General features: G+C 66.9%; 1 pseudogene. It reads left to right on the top strand.

Features of this window, described 5'->3' with window-relative positions:
* Positions 1-353: pseudogene (locus EXE42_RS20415) on the top strand (Fe3+-hydroxamate ABC transporter substrate-binding protein); the annotation flags it as partial.

The raw sequence follows: 353 nt of genomic DNA, 5'->3' as shown, positions 1-353 counted from the left end.
CAGTGGCTGCTCAAGAACTCCTTCTTCGGTCTCGACGAGGGCGACGTGACGGAGCTGACCGAGAACGTCGCGCCGTTCGTCGGCAACGCGAACTTCCGTCGGACCGACCCGTGGCACGACTACCGGTACTACACGATGTACGAGGCCTTCGAGAAGGTCGCGGAGATATTCCGGGAGGGCGACCGCTTCCGGGCCTTCGCGTCCCTCCACGACGACCTCCTCGCGCGGGTCCAGGCGGACCTCCCGGCGGCCGACGCCCGGCCCGCGGGGCTGCTGTGTTTCGCCGGGTCCGATGCGCCCGAGAAGTTCTCGCCGTACCGCCTCACCGACAAGGGGACTAACAAGAAGCACTT

The sequence above is a fragment of the Halorubrum sp. SP3 genome (genome assembly GCF_005435195.1).
In the GTDB taxonomy this organism is placed as follows: domain Archaea; phylum Halobacteriota; class Halobacteria; order Halobacteriales; family Haloferacaceae; genus Halorubrum; species Halorubrum sodomense.
This window is presented reverse-complemented; position numbering and strand designations above follow the sequence as displayed.